The 15413-nt window shown below is 61.2% G+C and carries 14 protein-coding genes; 7 read left to right on the plus strand and 7 right to left on the minus strand.

The annotated features are described in order from the left end of the window. Positions 1-26 precede the first annotated feature (26 nt). Positions 27-851 (plus strand): AraC family transcriptional regulator, encoded by an 825-nt coding sequence (locus DCS96_RS03820; RefSeq protein ID WP_116473017.1) that lies wholly within the window; start codon positions 27-29, stop codon positions 849-851. Here DCS96_RS03820 and DCS96_RS03825 read toward each other — a convergent pair. After that, positions 800-2629: a putative bifunctional diguanylate cyclase/phosphodiesterase gene (locus DCS96_RS03825; RefSeq protein ID WP_116473018.1), complete on the minus strand. Its 1830-nt coding sequence runs from the start codon at positions 2627-2629 to the stop codon at positions 800-802. The genes DCS96_RS03820 and DCS96_RS03825 overlap by 52 nt on opposite strands. 549 nt (positions 2630-3178) lie before the next feature. Here DCS96_RS03825 and DCS96_RS03830 point away from each other — a divergent pair. Both DCS96_RS03830 and DCS96_RS03835 read left to right on the plus strand, forming a co-directional pair. Beyond that, positions 3179-4174: a c-type cytochrome gene (locus DCS96_RS03830; RefSeq protein ID WP_198649911.1), complete on the plus strand. Its 996-nt coding sequence runs from the start codon at positions 3179-3181 to the stop codon at positions 4172-4174. A gap of 137 nt (positions 4175-4311) precedes the next feature. Next, on the plus strand, positions 4312-5052 hold the full coding sequence (locus DCS96_RS03835; protein WP_198649912.1) for a DUF6969 family protein: 741 nt from the start codon (positions 4312-4314) through the stop codon (positions 5050-5052). A 348-nt stretch (positions 5053-5400) separates the two neighbouring features. On the opposite strand, the gene DCS96_RS18515 is transcribed toward DCS96_RS03835, so the two are convergent. Beyond that, positions 5401-5862, minus strand: a complete 462-nt coding sequence (locus tag DCS96_RS18515; RefSeq protein WP_157953572.1) for a glutathione S-transferase N-terminal domain-containing protein — start codon at positions 5860-5862, stop codon at positions 5401-5403. A 193-nt stretch (positions 5863-6055) separates the two neighbouring features. On the opposite strand from DCS96_RS18515, the gene DCS96_RS03845 reads away from it, so the two are divergent. The 4 genes from DCS96_RS03845 (at position 6056) to DCS96_RS03860 (ending at position 9637) form a co-directional block, all read left to right on the plus strand. Continuing rightward, positions 6056-6439, plus strand: coding sequence for a thioredoxin family protein (locus DCS96_RS03845; protein WP_198649913.1), 384 nt, complete (start codon positions 6056-6058; stop codon positions 6437-6439). Between the two features lie 9 nt (positions 6440-6448). Further along, positions 6449-7177, plus strand: coding sequence for a cytochrome c biogenesis CcdA family protein (locus DCS96_RS03850; RefSeq protein WP_116473021.1), 729 nt, complete (start codon positions 6449-6451; stop codon positions 7175-7177). A 94-nt stretch (positions 7178-7271) separates the two neighbouring features. Further along, positions 7272-8666, plus strand: a complete 1395-nt coding sequence (locus DCS96_RS03855; RefSeq protein ID WP_116473022.1) for an SLC5/6 family protein — start codon at positions 7272-7274, stop codon at positions 8664-8666. Further along, positions 8666-9637 carry a metallophosphoesterase family protein gene (locus DCS96_RS03860; RefSeq protein ID WP_116473023.1) on the plus strand — a complete coding sequence of 324 codons (972 nt, stop codon included), beginning with the start codon at positions 8666-8668 and terminating at the stop codon, positions 9635-9637. The genes DCS96_RS03855 and DCS96_RS03860 overlap by 1 nt, the downstream gene beginning before the upstream one ends. A gap of 159 nt (positions 9638-9796) precedes the next feature. On the opposite strand, the gene DCS96_RS03865 is transcribed toward DCS96_RS03860, so the two are convergent. The 5 genes from DCS96_RS03865 to arsS are packed head-to-tail and all read right to left on the minus strand — an operon-like array spanning position 9797 to position 15392. Continuing rightward, entirely contained in the window at positions 9797-10906 is a 1110-nt protein-coding gene (locus tag DCS96_RS03865; RefSeq protein WP_116473024.1) for an FAD-dependent oxidoreductase, read from the minus strand. Next, a complete protein-coding gene (locus DCS96_RS03870; RefSeq protein WP_116473025.1) occupies positions 10903-11517 on the minus strand; it encodes a TIGR04282 family arsenosugar biosynthesis glycosyltransferase in 615 nt (204 codons plus the stop codon). The genes DCS96_RS03865 and DCS96_RS03870 overlap by 4 nt, the downstream gene beginning before the upstream one ends. Then, positions 11514-12185, minus strand: a complete 672-nt coding sequence (locus tag DCS96_RS03875) for a TIGR04283 family arsenosugar biosynthesis glycosyltransferase (RefSeq protein WP_116473026.1) — start codon at positions 12183-12185, stop codon at positions 11514-11516. Before DCS96_RS03875 ends, DCS96_RS03870 begins: the two co-directional genes overlap by 4 nt. Continuing rightward, positions 12182-14392 carry an FAD-dependent oxidoreductase gene (locus DCS96_RS03880; RefSeq protein ID WP_116473027.1) on the minus strand — a complete coding sequence of 737 codons (2211 nt, stop codon included), beginning with the start codon at positions 14390-14392 and terminating at the stop codon, positions 12182-12184. Before DCS96_RS03880 ends, DCS96_RS03875 begins: the two co-directional genes overlap by 4 nt. 31 nt (positions 14393-14423) lie before the next feature. After that, positions 14424-15392 carry an arsenosugar biosynthesis radical SAM (seleno)protein ArsS gene (arsS, locus tag DCS96_RS03885; RefSeq protein WP_116473028.1) on the minus strand — a complete coding sequence of 323 codons (969 nt, stop codon included), beginning with the start codon at positions 15390-15392 and terminating at the stop codon, positions 14424-14426. Between the last annotated feature and the right edge of the window lie 21 nt (positions 15393-15413).

The following is a 15413-nucleotide window of genomic DNA, read 5'->3' on the forward strand; positions in this document are numbered from 1 at the left end:
TCACATGGGATTCACCCAGGGTTAGTATGCTGCGGATAGTGATACCGGATGAAGAGGATGCGTCCATGATTGTTACCCAGGCTCGGAAAAATGTGATTGCAACCCACGCGGGGGAGCATCTTCATAGCTATCCGCAAATACTGATAGGCGTGGCCGGGGAGACCCGCTGCGAGTTCGAAAACAGTGCAGCCCGGGTGGCGCGCGGCAGTGTATTGATGGTGCCTCATTCGGCCAAGCACAGCTATGCCGGGCAGGGAGAAGACAGCGAACTGCTGGTCCTGGATCTGAATCTGGCGGATGAGCTGGTTCGGTCGCTGGAAACGGAATGCAGCCTGTCGTTCCATGAGACCCTGTTCAGCTCTCCCCAGTCGGTGGAGTTGGCCGGTGAAATTCAGCCCTTGCTGGACTTTGCCGGCCATCAGTTGGCACAGGGGAACACCGGCTTGTACCGGGTTGTGAATCAGCAGCTGGTGACCCTGTTCCTGACCCTGATCAGCCAGCATTATGCCGGCAGCAGTCGGGAGCCTTTACCGCCATCGCTGCGTCTCGATGTGCTGGATCAGCTAATCGACAATTCGCTGGATGAACCGCCCGCCAACCAGGTGCTGGCGGATGCCCTGCACATCAGTGAAAGTCACCTCTACTATTTGTGTCGCAAGCAATTTGGTCTGACGCCGCAGCAATACGCCAGTGCCCGGCGTCTCAACCGGGCCCGCACCTGCCTGCAGCAGACGCGGATGAGTGTAACCCAGGTGGCCCTGGAACACGGTTTTTCCGATACTGCCGCCTTTTCACGGGCCTATAAGCGGTTTTTTGGTCGCTCCCCGCGCCAGGATAGGGACGGAAACTGAATGGGAAGCCGGGTTAATGCTGAACCAGTGCCGTCCTGCTGTGTTGTCAGGCTGGCCTCCAGGTAGCGGGCGAAGTCATCGGCCAACAGGGGCCGGCTGAAGTAGTAGCCTTGCAGCAGGTCGCACTGTTGCGTCTTGAGAAAATCGAGCTGCCCGCTGGTTTCAACCCCTTCGGCAACCACCTGCAGCCCCAGCTGGTGCGCCATGGAGATGGTGGCATTGACCAAGTCACGGTCGCTTTGCTTCATTTCCACTTCGTTGATAAAGCTGCGGTCGATTTTAAGGATGTCAAATGGATAAAGGCGCAGGTAGCTAAGCGATGAATACCCGGTCCCGAAGTCATCCATGGCAATGCCTATCCCCTGGTTGTGTATCGCATCCAAGGTATCAGCTATATACCAGTAGCCGTTCATCAGCACACCCTCGGTTACCTCCAGGACGAGCGCCTGGCCTGGGAGGCCTGCCTGCTGTAAAGCCCGGGAGATGAAGTCCGGTAGGTGGTTTTCCCGGAATTGCAGGGGAGAAATATTGATAGAAACCTTGAAGTTGTCGTTATATTGCGCGCGCCAGGCCGCGGTGTTGGTGATTGCCGTTGTGATCACATACCTGCCAATGGGAATAATGAGTCCTGTTTGTTCAGCAACAGGAATAAACTCATCGGGCGAAACGTCTCCCAGTATGGGGTTGTGCCAGCGTAACAGGGCTTCCGCACCTATTACCCGCTGATTCTCAATATCGACAATTGGTTGATAACGCAATGAAAATTCATTTCTTTCAAGTGCACATTGTATCTGTTCTTCCAGAGCCAGGCGACGAGACAGGCTCTTGCTCATATGTTCGGTGAAGAAGCAGTAGCAATTCCCCCCGGCTTTCTTGGCACCATACATGGCTGTATCGGCGTGCTTTATCAGCTGCTGGGGCTGGTCTCCATCTCGCGGGTTAAGGGCAATGCCGATGCTGACGGTGAGATAATAGTCATGCTCGGCGAGTATAAAAGGAAGGCGGAATTGCTCAAGTAGGGAATCGGCGAAAACTTTAGCTTCATTTTCGTCATTACGGCCAGGTAAAACAATAATGAATTCATCTCCACCCAGACGTCCCAGCATGTTTCCTTCAGGCATTACTTTGGCTAATCGCTGCGCAGCCTGAAGTAATAAGTGGTCGCCCATATCATGTCCCAGGTGATCGTTGACCTTCTTGAAGTCGTCCAGATCCAACAACATGACGATACTGGCGGCTGGACCTGAATGACTGCGCTGGTGGTTGAAAAACTGATGAATGCCATAGCGATTTGGCAGGCTGGTCAGCAAATCATGTGTAGCCTGAAAATTGAGCCGTTCTTCGAACCTGATACGCTCGGCAATCTCATCCTTTAGCTTGCGGTTGGCCGCTTGCAGATCCAGGGTGCGTGCTTTGACGCGTTGCTCCAGCTCGGTATTCAGTATATCGAGGTCGGCGCGGGCATTCTCCAGCTCTATGATGTCGGGGATCCAACGCCAGAATCCCAGCGTGAGCAACAGCAATCCCAGGAGGGTGCCAACCATTTTTTCAAGAAAGGCCTGATATTCGGTATCACCGATCACGATCAGGTAATTGAGTTCGGGAAAGTTGTCGGTAATATCGATGAGCAAGCTGAAAAAAAGCAGTCCGAAACCAGCGATCACGAAGCGGGTGCCCGTCTGTCTTTTTATCCTGGGGTGTCGAAGCCCGCGCACAACTGTGTAAAAAATAACCGCCGAGAAAGAGATTCCTACTGCTTCTAAATATACATCTACCATGCAAGAGATCTCTTTTTATATTTATCGTGCAGGCTGTCCCTGAAAGCCTGCCTATATACTTGTTCTAAGTTAGATGAAAAGAAAAACTTTTTCATCATGGTGTTCAATAATTCTCTGATACAAATACCACTATCTTTCGAGACAGAAGTCAGGATGCGAGAGCCGAAACACCACGGCAGGGCCGTAGAGGTGCCTGCCGTTCTGCATTTCCGACCTCCCTGGCCGGCAGTGGCGTGCCCTGTTAATATCCGTTCGCTGCCAAGCAGGCCCTTCCAGACTGGTGGGCTCATGCCGGTAGTCATGCAGCTTCGGAATGGTGCAACCCAGTCGGTGAAGCTCGTCCACCATGCGGGAATAGACATGCCATGGCGGCTGTCAGCATCGCGAACGGTGTGGCAATGAGTCCAGGTACAGCCTGCCAAAAACCGGGATGTCGATAAAAATGAGGGATGTGTGTAATAAGTAAGGAGCTTATCGCGTCTTATTATCTAGCAAGGGTCGTTTACCCTGCGCCTTTCATGGACAGTTATTATCTAAAGGAGCATGATCATGCGTCGATGTCATTCCCAGCCCTCGGCTTACTTCCGTATTACTCCCGTTGCCGCCCTGGTGTCGGCCTCTCTGCTGACCCTGGCGCTGTCGGGCCCGGTGCAGGCCGTCGAATCGGGGGGGACAGGTATTCAGCTGATTGCCATGAGCAAGAAGCCCTGCGCCGCCAATCCTTGCGCTGCCAACCCCTGTGCGGCCAAGAATCCCTGTGCGGTGAAAAGCCCGTGCGCCGCCAATCCCTGTGCCACCCAGAATCCCTGTGCAGTGAAGAGCCCGTGCGCCGCCAATCCCTGTGCCACCCAGAATCCCTGCGCGGTGAAGAGCCCCTGTGCCGCCAAACCGGCGGCAGTAAACCCCTGCGCCGCCAAGGCCGTACAACGCCCGGCCAACTATCAGCCTTATCAGGGAGACAAGGCGGAATTGGTGGCCCTGGGTAAGGCGCTGTTCAATGACACCAGCCTGAGCAGCAATGGCCTGTCTTGCGCCAGTTGTCATCAGGACCAGCAGATGTACCAGGCCGGCTTTGCCATGGCCTACCCCCATCCGGTGGCGATGGCCCAAGGGCAGTTTGGCCTGAGTCAGGTGCACCTGGATGAGATGATCCAGATCTGCATGGTCGCTCCCATGGCATCGCAACCCCTGGCTTGGGACTCGAAAGAGCTGGCCGCCCTGGTGGCCTATGTAGAGACAGAGCAGGCTACCTTTAACCCCTGTGCGGCCAAGAATCCGTGCGCGGCCAACCCCTGTGCGGCCAAGAATCCGTGCGCGGCCAACCCTTGTGCGGTCAAGAATCCGTGCGCGGCCAACCCTTGTGCGGCCAAGAATCCGTGCGCGGCCAACCCTTGTGCGGCCAAGAATCCGTGCGCGGCCAACCCCTGTGCGGTCAAGAATCCTTGTGCAGCCAACCCCTGTGCAGTCAAGAGTCCTTGTGCAGCCAACCCCTGTGCGGCCAAGAATCCTTGTGCAGCCAATCCCTGTGCCGCCAAGTCTCAGTGAGGGGAACAAGACAGCCTGCAGACAGATAGGGGAGTTTGGCAGGCAATCAGCCGGCGATGCATGGCCGTCAGGCCCCGCCGGCGGGACAATGTGTTTGAACCGCCTGGTATTGGAAGATGACGTTTTCAAGGATGCCTATGACAGCAGATATACACCAGCCCTTGCCTGAACTGGTGCCGCCGGTGGCGGCCAGCCTGCTTCCCGGGGATATTCGCCGGATGCGTGAGGCCGGCGCCCGGATCCGGGAATGCTACCGGGTACTGAGCAGGGGCGGAGTCAATATCGTCGGTGAGGTACTCAAGGGGCAGGGGACCTTCTATGAAATGACTCACTATCCCCTGGACGATGTATTCGATAAAGACAACCACAGTCAGTATTACTACCATGCCCATCGCGGCGGTGGGCTGGAGCATGGCCACTTCCATACCTTCCTGCGCGCGCCGGGTATTCCTGAGCAGCTGAAGATGCTGGACTATTCCGGAGCGAGTGAGCCCTGGCCCAGCGGGGATCAGGCGATTGCCCATCTGGTGGCCATTTCCATGGACGGCTGGGGTTATCCTGTCGGCCTGTTCGCCTGCAATCGCTGGGTGACCGGTGAGAGCTGGTATCCGGCCGAGGCGGTGATTTCCCTGCTGGACAGCTTCGTGATCGATCATGCCAGTCCGTCCTGGCCGGTGAATATCTGGTTGAGCAATATGCTGGTGCTGTTTCGACCCCATATCGAGGCGTTGCTGCGGCACCGGGATGCGGTTATCAGCCACTGGCTGGCAGTTAACCCCGGGCGGGACGTGTTCGAAGACCGGCAATTGGAGATCACCGGCCAACTGGCGATTTCGGTGGATGACTGGCTGGCCGAGCTGGAGCAGGCCTCGGCCTGATTGCCTGCTCTGTCACAAGAGCAGCGACCTCTCGCGATAAATCGCAGCCCTGCTTTGTCGGCCCGAGGTTGGGCCTCCTACATAATGGGTCGATTCAGTGCCGGCCCCTGTGCCCCGGGCGCATTCCCAGGCCTGGCTGGCCCAGGCGAACTGGTAAGGGAAGGTGTGCCCGAGATCCTGCGGCCCCACCATCATGGGGAGGCGGAGTATCGGCAATGAAGGCACTGGCTTCAGCCGCCGGTCGTCGTTTTTGCCGATGCGCGCTGTCCGACGCGGGCCAGGTAGGCACTTAGCCGGGGGGGAGGGTGCGAGATCCACACCCAGCTTTGGACACCAGCCGAGTACGATCTAGAGATAGGCATCGACCAGCTGCAGGTCCAGATAGACGGCTCGCTGGCCAAGCTTTTCGAGCCGCGCCGGTTTTGCGATCTCCGCCAGCCTGGGGTTGAACAGCAGGCCCAGTGTCTTGTGTACCTCCGAGTCGATAAATCCCAGCCATTCCAGGAGCCGGTAACGGGCGAGGGCGCCGTTGGCCGGAGCCAGGCCGATTTCCGGTTTTTGAGCGGCGATATATTGCAGTATCGCCACGTTTTCGGTCAGCACTTTGCCGTTGTCCAGTTCGAGGCCGGGCACATAGCCTTTGGGGTTGATATCGTTCAGGTGTCGGCCATCGGGCAGGCGTCGATCACCCCCCAAATTTACCTTGATCAGGGTGAAGTCCAGCCCGGCTTCGAGCAGACAGATATGGGCGGCGGACGAGCAGGAACATTTCCATACCGCAAGCACAGGATACGAAAAATATCGCGCCACTCCCGATGCCTGAGTGAGGGGGCGTCGGGATGAAAAATACCTGCTGGTTGTAAGAAAAGCGGGCCCGGTCGCGTCTATTTTTATAAAGCCGGCGTGCCGGTGAGCAGCCGGTTTATCTCGTTTAACTCGAGATCGACAAGCAGTGGCGCGGCTAACGCCGGCCCACACCATGATGATCTCGTAAGGATGCCCTATGACATTGTTAAAGACACTCTTGTGCGCCGTCGCTCTGTTGGTTGGGGCCGAGGCGATGGCGGCCGGCATTCAGCCTTTCTCCCAACAGGCTTTTGCCCGATTGCAGACCGACAAAGCGGCGGTGCTGGTTGAAGTGTATGCCGATTGGTGTGCCGTCTGCCAACGGCAGGAGGCGGTGCTGACGCCCATGCTGGCGGAACCGGAATTTGCCCATATCACCCTGCTCAAGCTGGATTTCGATCGGCAAAAGGAGGCACTCCGCACCTTGGGTGTGAATCGTCAGAGTACGCTTATCCTGTTCGACGGCGGTGAGGAAATCGCCCGGGTGCTGGGCGATACCAGCCCGGAACGGCTGCGGGCCTTCCTCGGGCAGCTCAGGTAAGGGCTCGGCGTGGAGATCGGTATTACCTTGCTGTCTTTCAGCCTGCTGGCCGGCCTGCTCACCACTCTGTCGCCCTGTGTGCTGCCGCTCCTGCCGGTCGTGGCGGCCGCGGCCATGGCCAGACAACGGCTGGGGTTGTTTTCCCTGGCGTTTGGCCTGGCGCTGTCCTTTACCTTGGTGGGGACGGGCTTCGCCTCCTTCGGCCTGGCGTTGGGACTGGAGGGACAGGGGCTGCGCCTGGGGGCGGGCCTGTTGATGCTGCTGGCGGCCTGCTGGCTGCTGAGTGGGCGGCTGCAGGCCAGGTTCAGTGCCCGTACAGCCCGACTCGGTGCCGGGGCGCAGGCCCTGCTCAGTGGCTTCCATCCGGATGGCAATCGCGGCCAGTTGCTGGTGGGCGCGCTGCTTGGCGTGGCGTGGACGCCCTGTGTCGGCCCCACCCTGGGGGCGGCAATCGTCCTGGCGGGGCAGGGCGATAGCCTGGGCGCCGTCAGCCTGGTGATGCTGGTGTTCAGCCTGGGTGCCGTGATCCCCCTTATCGGTATCGGCTTGCTGTCCCGTGCGCGGTTTACCAGGGGCCGGGAGCGTTTACTCAGCCTGGGGCGGGGGGGACGCCGGCTCATGGGAGCCAGCCTGCTGGTGGTGGCCCTGTTGGTGCTGACCGGCTTGGACAAGCGCCTGGAAAGTTGGCTGCTGTCGTTAAGCCCGGCCTGGCTTATCGAGCTGACTACCCGGTTTTAGGGAGGACGATACCGTGTATTAATGTCGCTGGCACTGTGCCGTTTCGAACAAGGCGCACCTCGTGATGACCGATTAAAACGACCAAGGAAAGACCATGACCCATATCCATATTCCCAGCCTGATCGGCATTCTGTCTCTGATAGGACTGGCCAGCCTGCTGCTGGCTCCCCGGGTGCGTACTGTCGAAGGCTTCTTTGGCGGACGCGACGACCAGGGGGTTGCCCCCGGCGTACTGACCCTGACCTTTTCCCAGGTGACCACCTGGATCTTCGCCCGTTCACTGCTCAATGCCGCCATCCTCGGTTATTTCTATGGCATTGCCGGCGCCCTGGCCTATGCCGCCTATTATGGTTCCTTTCTCTCCGGCTGGCTGATCGTCGACCGGTTACGTTACCGTTATGGAGTCGACAATATCCAGGGTTTCCTGCTGACTCGCTTCGGCCGGCTGGGGGCCGGCTGTTACAACCTGCTGATCTCCCTGCGGCTGTTGACCGAGGTATTCGCCAACCTGCTGGTGGTGGGTATGGTGTTCGGGGTGGCCGATTCCCAGGCCTATACCTGGTCTATCCTGGCGGTTGCCGGCCTGACCCTGGCCTATTCCATGACAGGTGGTCTGCGCGCCTCGCTGCGCACCGATGTGCTTCAAATGAGCCTGTTGCTGCTGTTGATCGGCGCCATCGTGATCATCACCCTGGGCCACCCGCTGTTCGATGCCGGTGCCTTGCTGGCCAGCAGCCCGCAACTGACCAGCCCGGGCTGGGTGTTGCTGGTGGTGGCCCTGCTGCAGGTACTGAGTTATCCCATGCATGATCCCGTGATGATGGACCGGGGATTCCTGGCGGACAGGGACACCACCCGGCGCAGCTTTATTCATGCCTTCTGGTTGTCGGCGCTGCTGATCCTGGGCTTCGGTCTGGTCGGGGTGTTTGCCGGCCTGCATGGCGGGGAAGACAAGGACTTGCTACTGACCCTGGAGCGGCTGCTGGGTACCCCGGCCATGTTTCTGCTCGGCCTGGCGCTGGTGATCTCTGCCGCCTCTACCATGGACTCCACCCTGTCCAGCGCCGCCAAGCTGATGGTGGTGGATATGGGACTGAGCAGGCCGTCGGCGGGACATGGTCGGGTTGCCATGGCGCTGTTTGCCGTCGGCGGTCTGTTCCTGGTGTTTGTGGGTAGCAAGGATTTGTTTGATGCAGTGGCGGTCAGCGGCACCGCCTCCCTGTTTCTGACCCCGGTGATCCTGTTCAATATCCTGGCCGGGCGGGAGGTGGCGCGCTGGAGCTTCCTGGCCAGCTTCGCCGCCGCCATGGCGGGGGCCGTGCTCTACTTCTTTGAGAAAGCCGGATATGTGGACTGGATAGGGCCTCTGACCGGGGTCGAGCACAGCTACAGCAAGCTGCTGGTGATCACCATCGCTATCCTGCTCACCGGCCTTGCGAGCTTTGCCCTCGGGCTCAGGCCGAGCGGCATCAACAGGGCGCAGGCCTGATGACCATCGAGGGGCGCAGCTGCCCCCTCAGCTATCGCATCGATCCCCGGCAGTTGGGTCAGGGGCCGGCTCCGGTGCGGGAGAGCGTCTATATCATCGGCGGCCTGTACGGCAACTGGACGGCGTTAACAGCCATAGAGGCGTTGCAACAGCAAGAGGTGGCCGCCGGACTGGTTGAACCCGGGCTGGTGTTTAACGGCGACTTCAACTGGTTCAATGTCGATAACAGCAGTTTCCGGCTGATCAACGAAACGGTGTTGGCGCACAATGCCATTCAGGGCAATGTCGAGGCCGAACTCTGTGCGCCCTCTGCCGGGGCAGGTTGTGGTTGCGGCTACCCGGAGTGGGTCGATGGCGAGACGGTCACCCGTTCCAATGCCATCATGACCCGTCTGCAGCAGGCAAGCGTCGACCATGGCGACATGCTTGGCCGCCTGAAACAGCTGCCCCGCCAGCTGGCGCTGACAGTGGCCGGGCACAGGGTGCAGGTATTGCACGGTGACCCCGAGTCTTTGTCCGGCTGGCAGCTGGCGCTGGAGGCCATGCCGGAGCCGGGGCAGCTCACCGACCGGCTGGCCGACTGGTTCGGGCTGGCCGGTGCCCGCATTTTTGCTTGCAGTCACACCTGTCTGCCCTATATGCAGGACTTCGACATCAATGGCGTACGCCACCTGGTGGTCAACAACGGGGCCGCCGGCATGCCCAACTTCAGGGGCGATCGGCGGGGGGTGCTGACGCGCCTCAGCTCTCGGCCGTCTCCGGTGCCCGTCCTCTACGGTACTCGCCTCGGTGCGCTCTATTGCGACGCCATCCCCATCGACTGGGATGAACAATGGGATGACTGGTTTGCCAGCCACTGGCCACCGGGCTCGCCGGCCTGGGCATCATACCGGGAGCGCTTTATCCGGGGGCCGGAACACAGGCCAGAGGATGCTGTCCGGTTGACGGGAGCATTGAACTGCTGCTTGTGATGGCCTTTGGCCATATCGCCGCGAGGTCGCGCCTCCCACAGGATCCCAGCCTGATTTGGGGTTTGCTGTGGGAGGGGTGACCTCGCCGCGATGATATTAGCAAGGGCGTTAGCCCCAAGGGCGGCCCTCCTGCAGAGCGGGACCTCGCCGCCATTGTCTTTATGCCGGGTCATGGCTGAACCGGCGGATAAAGCTTCTGTCGATATGATCCTTCCAGTACCAGACCCACTTGCCTTCCATGCTGATCGGACCCCAGGAAGCCACCGCATGGCGGGGGCCGGTGGCCAGCAAATAGAGGGAATGGCGACGGGGTTGATAGCTGCGCAGCGGCAGGCCTTTAAGGGCGGCCCTGAGGTTGGCAGCCAGTACCGGCCCTGCGTGTACCGCATGCACCCCGGAGCGGGCCATGGTCACATCCCGGCGGGCGCAGACATCGCCGGCGGCAAACACCCGAGGTTGAGACAGGCTCTGGTGATGCTCATTAACCATCACATAGCCCTGTTCATCCAGCTGCAGGCCGGTGTTGGCCAGCCATGGCGGGGCACTGGCTCCGGCGGCGGCGATAATGCAGTTCGCCGGCAGCTGGCTGCCATCGGCCAGCATCACGCCCTGGTCGGTTCCGGCGGCCCTTTGTTCGTATACATCGATACCGGCCCGGGCCAGCACCCGGCGAATGCGTTCTCGCGCACCTTTGGCATGGCCGTTCAGCGGTCCGGACTCGGACGTCACCAGGATCACCCGGCCATCAATCCGTTCCCGTTCAAAGGCATGTCGAGCCGCCAGGGCCAGCTCGACCCCGGCGGCGCCGCCGCCGACCACCAGCAGCCGGTAGCCGGGTATGCATCGTGCCTGCGCGAGTTGTTGTGGCCAGGCCTCGAAGAACCGGGGCAGTGGCCTGGCCGGCAACAGCTTGTCTCCTGCCGCCGCCAGCCAGGACAGCTCAACCTCGCTGCCGGTGTCGAGCGACAGCAGATCGTAGTCAAGCGTCCGGCCATCGGCGAAGGTAACGACCCGGTTATCCGCCTCCATGCCGACCAGCCTCTGTATTTCAAGTCGGCCCCGGGCTGCCCGCGTCAGCGGACGCAGATCAATCCGGCACTGATCCCGGGTGTAGTGGCCGGAAATCCAGCCGGGCAGCATGCCCGAATAGTACTGATGCGGGTCCGGTGTTACCAGCACCACCTCGACGCCGGCCAGTGGTCGCCTGGCCAGGGCGGCCAGCACAAAAAGATGGGCATGGCCACCGCCGGCCAGGATCAGTCGCCTCATGAATTTATCCAGTGGTCAGGTAAGAGGTGTAGATCTCCGGGCACATCGATATCGGACAGGGGTTCGGCCTTATGGTATGACCAGCCAAGCGCGTCGAGGCGGGCCAGAGTGATGGGGCCCACCTGCGCCGTGCTCCAGGGAATGTCCGCAAACAGGCGGGGGCTGAAGCGGGTCAGGCCGAGCAGCACATAGCCGCCGTCCAGGGCGGGATGAATGACTGCATCATGCCGGTTCAGCCGCTCGGCGGCGGCTTGTAGCCGTAACGGAGTGAGCGCCGGACAGTCGGTGCCGATCAGCAGGACCCTGGGGGCTTGTGTCAGCCCTCGTGCGGCGGCCCGGGCCATGCGTTCTCCCAGGTTACCAGCCCCCTGGTCGCTACAAATCAGCTTCGTCGGCAGGGGAATATCAGCCCAGGCCGGATCGTCCGGGGTTGGGGTCATGCACAGTTCCACCGGGCCCAGGCTGGCGGCCAGGCTGCGCTCAATGGTGGAAAGCAGCATGTGGCGGGCCAGCCGGGCCGCGCCCTCGGCACCGAGAGCGGGGATCAGCCGGGTCTTGGCCAGGCCGGGCCGGGGCGCCTTGGCGAAGATGATGATACGGGCCCGGTTCAACGGTAGGCCCTCGCCAGTTGCTCGGCCGGGGCGCCGCGCCAGTAGGCGAAGCGCAGTTGCCACATCAGCCAGATGGTCCGCCACAGGCCCCGGCTTTCCCAGCGGCGGCCCGAGGTGCTGACCTTCAGCTTAAGGCAGGCAGGAGGCGACAGCCGCTTGAGCCGCTTACTGAGCTCGACATCCTCCATCAGCGGTTGGTCGGGGAAACCGGCCACCTGCTCAAAGGCCGCGCGGGTGACGAACATGGCCTGATCGCCGGTGGCGATGCCGGTCAGCCGCGAACGCAGGTTCATCAAGCCGCCGATCACGGCGAGCATGGGATGGCGGCCACTGATATGCACATCGAAGCGCCCCCACTGATGTTGGCCGTCGGCGAGGGCGGACTGCACCGCCTGCACCGCCATCGGGGGCAGTATGGTGTCTGCATGGAGAAACAGCAGCAGCTCGCCGCTGGCGGCCGTCGCCCCGGCATTCATTTGCCTGGCGCGGCCCCGTTCGGACTCGAGCACCCGGAACCCGGCCTGGCGGGCGATGGTCACGGAGTCGTCGCGACTGCCGCCGTCGACCAGGAGAACCTCGCAGTGGCAGTCGCGCAGGGGAAGGCGGGCCAGGAGCCCCGGTAAATCCGGGGCTTCGTTGAGCATGGGGATGATAATGGACAGTGTCATCGTGACACCTCTTCTTCCCCGGCCTTGGTCTTGGATTGCTCTGTGTCTGAGCTCCGTCCTCCACGCCGCCAGTCGTGGTATCGGCCCACCCAGCTCAGCAGGCGCTCGGGCGCATGAGCCCGCTTCCATTCCCCGGCCGCATACTTGTTGGCCTCAACCAGGGTCGGGTAGATATGGATGGTGCCGAGGATCTTGTTCAGTCCCAGCCCCTGTTTCATCGCCAGTACATATTCGGCGAGCAGGTCGCCGGCGTGTTCACCGACGATGGTCACCCCCAGGATCTTGTCTTTGCCGGGCATCGTCAGCACCTTGACAAAGCCTTCATCGGTGCCATCGGCGATGGCTCTGTCCAGGTCGTCCAGGCCATAGCGGGTGACCTCAAAGGCGATGCCTTTCTCTTCGGCTTCCTGCTCGTTGAGCCCAACCCGGGCCACTTCCGGCGCCACGAAGGTGGCCCAGGGAATGACGCGATAGTCGACCCGGAACCGTTTGAGGTTGCCGAACAGGGCGTTGACGGTGGCGTACCAGGCCATATGGGCGGCGGTATGGGTAAACTGGTAGGGTCCGGCCACATCCCCGGCGGCATAGATATTGGGATAGAGGGTTTCCAGGTAATCGTTGGTCTGCACGGTGCGGTTGGTTTGTATGCCCAGCCGCTCCAGGCCATAGCCTTGCAAGCGGGCACTGCGCCCCAGGGCCAGCAGCAGGTCGTCGAATTCGATCTCCACCTCTTTGCCCTGATGCTCGGCGATCATCAGCTTGCGCCCGTCTCGCAGCTCGAAACGCAGCGCGGTGTGGCCGGTTAGCACCCGTACCCCATCTTTGGTAAGCGCATTTTCCACCAGTTGGCTGACCTCTGTGTCTTCCCGGGCCATCAGCCTGTCGGCGAGCTCGGCCTGGGTCACCTTTGACCCCAGGCGGGCAAAACTCTGGGCCAGCTCGCAACCGATGGGGCCGCCGCCCAACACCAGCAGCCGGTGGGGGGCCTGCTCCCGCCTGGCGAATTCCTCCCACAGGGTATCGCTGGTGAGGTAGCCCACTTGCTCCAGGCCGGGCAGAGCCGGCACCAGGGGGCGGGCGCCGGCGGCGATGATGATGCTGCGGGCGGTCAGCCGCCGGGTACTGCCATCATGGAGCGTCACCTCCACGGTCCAGGGGTCGATCAGTTTGCCGTAGCCGGTCAATACCTCGACGCCCAGTTTGGTATAGCGCTCTATGCTGTCGTGAGGTTCAATCTTGCGGATCACCGCCTGTATCCGGGCCATCACCGCCTTGAAGCTGAAGGCGGGGTTGCCGCCCTCCAGGCCATACCGGTCGGCGTGTTTGATCTGGTGGGCCAGCCTGGCGCTGCGGATCAGTGCCTTGCTCGGCACGCAGCCGGTGTTGAGGCAGTCTCCGCCCATCTTGTGGTCCTCGACCAGGGTCACCTTGGCCTTGACCGCGGCGGCGATATAAGCACTGACCAGACCGGCGGCCCCGGCACCAATCACGATCAGGTTGCGATCATAGTGGCGAGGGCGGGTCCAGTTGCGGTAGACCCGGCGACGCTGGATTACCCGCACCAAGGCGCGGGCCACCAGGGGAAATATTCCCAGCAGGGCGAACGACAGCAACAGGCCTGGCGACAAAATGCCGGCCAGGCTGTCGATGGCCGCCAGCTGGGTACCGGCGTTGACGTAGACCAAGGTGCCGGCCACCATGCCCAGCTGGCTAACCCAGTAGAAGGTGGCGGCCTTGATCGGTGTCAGCGCCATCAGGATATTGATCAGGAAAAACGGAAACACCGGCACCAGCCGCAGGCTGAACAGGTAGAAGGCGCCGTCCCGGGCTACCCCCGCATTGATCGCCTTGAGCTTGTCGCCGAAGCGGCGCTGCACCGCATCGTGCAGCAGGAAGCGAGCCACCAGGAAGGCCAGGGTGGCGCCGATGGTGGAGGCAAAGGAGACCAGTACAAAGCCCTGCCAGAGGCCGAACAGGGCGCCGGCGGCCAGGGTCATGATGGCCGCCCCCGGCAGCGACAGGGCGGTGACCAACACATAGAACACAAAGAAGGCGCCGGCCATCAGCCAGGGATTATCTGCCTTGAAGTCGGCGATATCGGCCTGGTGCTGCTTGAGGGCTTCCAGGGTCAGCTGCTTGTCCAGGTCGAACAGGAAAAAGGCGGCCACCAGGGCGGCCAGTACCAGGATGAGGAGGAGTCTGCGCATGATGATTCCTTGAGGACGAGTCAGGCGATAGTTATTTTTTGTCTTCGTGCAGGGCGCCGCCGCAGCTGCTGCCCTGACCGGCGGTACAGCCGTAGCAGTGATCGGCGATGCGGATCGGCTGGCCTTCCAGTTCCCGGCTGAGCAGATCACGCAGGTGGGGCCATTCGCCGCCGGGCAGGTGCAGCCCCAGTTGCTGGTTGAAGTCGCAGTCGTAGAGGTAGCCCTGCCAGTCGACACTCACCAGCGAGCGGCACATCAAGCTATCCAGGTTGGCGGCGGCATAGTTCTCCTTGAGCAGGCGCATGTAATCGTGGAACTGACGTTTGGTGATCAGGTAGTCGCCGAAGCGCTTGATCGGCATGTTGGTGAGTGCGAACAGCTGGTTGAAGCGAATGCCGAAATGGTCGAACAGCTGTTGCTTGTAGGCTGCCTCCAGGGCCTGTTGGGGCGGCGGCAGGCTGGGGCCCAGAGGGTTGTAGACCAGATTCAGGGTAAGTCCGGAGCCGGGTTGGCCATAACCGAGCCGGTTGAGCGCGATCAGCGCCTGAATGCTCTTGTCGAAGGCGCCCTTGCCCCGCTGCTTGTCGACATTCTCAAGGGAGTAGCAGGGCAGGGAGGCCACGATTTCGACCTGGTGCCCGGCGAGAAATTCCGCCAGATCTTCCTGTCCCGGTTCGAACAATATGGTGAGATTGCAGCGGTCGATCACCTTGACGTCCAGCTCTCGCGCGGCCTTGACCAGGTCACGAAAGCCCTCGTGCATCTCGGGGGCGCCGCCGGTCAGGTCCAGGGTGGTCAGGCCACGGGCCTTCAATACCCGGGGGATCAGCGCCAGGTTGTCGGCGTCCATCATCTCGGTCCTGTGGGGGCCGGCGGCGACATGACAATGCACGCATTTCATGTTGCAGCGATAGCCCAGGTTGACCTGCAGGGTGTCAAGAGTACGCCGGCGGATGGGCGGGAAGTCGGTCAAATCGAGCAGCGGTAGTGTATCTCTCATGGCAAGTCCATATATTGTCGG

The organism is Zobellella maritima, from assembly GCF_003075035.1.
In the GTDB taxonomy this organism is placed as follows: Bacteria; Pseudomonadota; Gammaproteobacteria; order Enterobacterales; family Aeromonadaceae; genus Oceanimonas; species Oceanimonas maritima.